Origin of the sequence: Actinospineispora spinosispora DSM 44797, from assembly GCF_000429025.1 — a bacterium.
GTDB classification, from domain to species: Bacteria; Actinomycetota; Actinomycetes; order Mycobacteriales; family Pseudonocardiaceae; genus Pseudonocardia; species Pseudonocardia spinosispora.
Window position 1 is genome coordinate 1 of sequence record NZ_AUBB01000083.1, and the last position, 1,247, is coordinate 1,247.

Below are 1,247 nucleotides of genomic sequence, written 5' to 3' on the forward strand. Positions count from 1 at the left end.
AGCAGCTCCCGCAAGTCAGCGAGATCACCCGACACGACCGTCGCATCCGGACCGTTCACCGCCGCCACCGCCACCCCGGGCCGTACGGTCAACCGCACCTCGACCAGGTCGACCGATTCGGCGATCGAGAGCATGCCCCCGTGACCGGACAGCGCGGTCAGGGCCTGGCTGCGGAGCGCAACGACCTGTGCGGCATCGTCGAGGGTGAGGATCCCCGCGATCACGGCTGCCGCGATCTCACCCTGGCTGTGACCGACGACCGCGTCCGGCCATACCCCGGCCGCCTGCCACACGGCGGCCAGCGACACCATCACCGCCCACAGTGCCGGCTGCACGACGTCGACCCGTTCCAGGCCGGGTGCGCCTTCCCCACCGGCGAGGACCTCACTCAGCGACCAGTCGACGTAGGGGTCCAGCGCCTGCTCACACTCGGCGAGACGAGCGGCGAACACCGGGCTGGTCCGGACCAGCTCCCGGCCCATTCCGGCCCACTGCGAGCCCTGACCGGGGAAGACGAACACGGTCGGATCGGGGGTGGTGGCCACCCCGGTGCGCACGCCGGTGGCCGGATGTCCTGCCGCGACGGCGGACAGACCGTCCAGCAGGTCGCCCCGGGTGGCGCCGAGGACGACCGCGCGGTGCTCGAACCTGGTCCGGGTGCTGGCCAGTGACCAGCCGACGTCCGCCGGATCCTGCTCCGGATGGGCGCTGACGTGCGCGACCAGGCGCTCGGCCTGAGCGGCCACGCCGGTCGTGGTCGGGGCGGACACCAGCCACGCCGTCGCCGACGCGGGCGACTCGCCGTCCTGGTCGAAAACCGAGGATGTGGACGGCGTGGGCGCAGTGGGGTCCTGGGCGAGCGGCGGTTCTTCCACGATGAGGTGGGCGTTGGTGCCACTGATACCGAATGAGGAGATGCCCGCCCGGCGCGGTCGGTCACCCGCCGGCCACGGCACCGGCTCGACGAGGAGCCGGACGTCGCCCATGGTCCAGTCGATGTGCGCGGAGGGTTCGGTGGCGTGGAGGGTGACCGGCAGCTCCTGGTGCCGCAGTGCGAGGACCATCTTCATCACGCCGGCCAGGCCGGCCGCATGCTGGGTGTGCCCGAGGTTCGACTTGACCGAGCCGAGCCACAGCGGCCGGTCGGCCGGCCGGTCGCGACCGTAGGTCGCCAACACCGCCTGCGCCTCGATCGGATCGCCCAGCGACGTACCGGTCCCGTGCGCCTCCACCACATCCACATCAGC

At 72.2% G+C, this 1,247-nt stretch carries 1 protein-coding gene; it reads right to left on the bottom strand.

Annotation, left to right across the window (positions count from 1 at the left end; all coding sequences use genetic code 11):
- Positions 1-1,232, bottom strand: a 1,232-nt coding sequence (locus G406_RS0123545; protein WP_281172533.1) for an acyltransferase domain-containing protein, incomplete at its 3' end; no start/stop codon positions are given.
- Positions 1,233-1,247 lie beyond the last annotated feature (15 nt).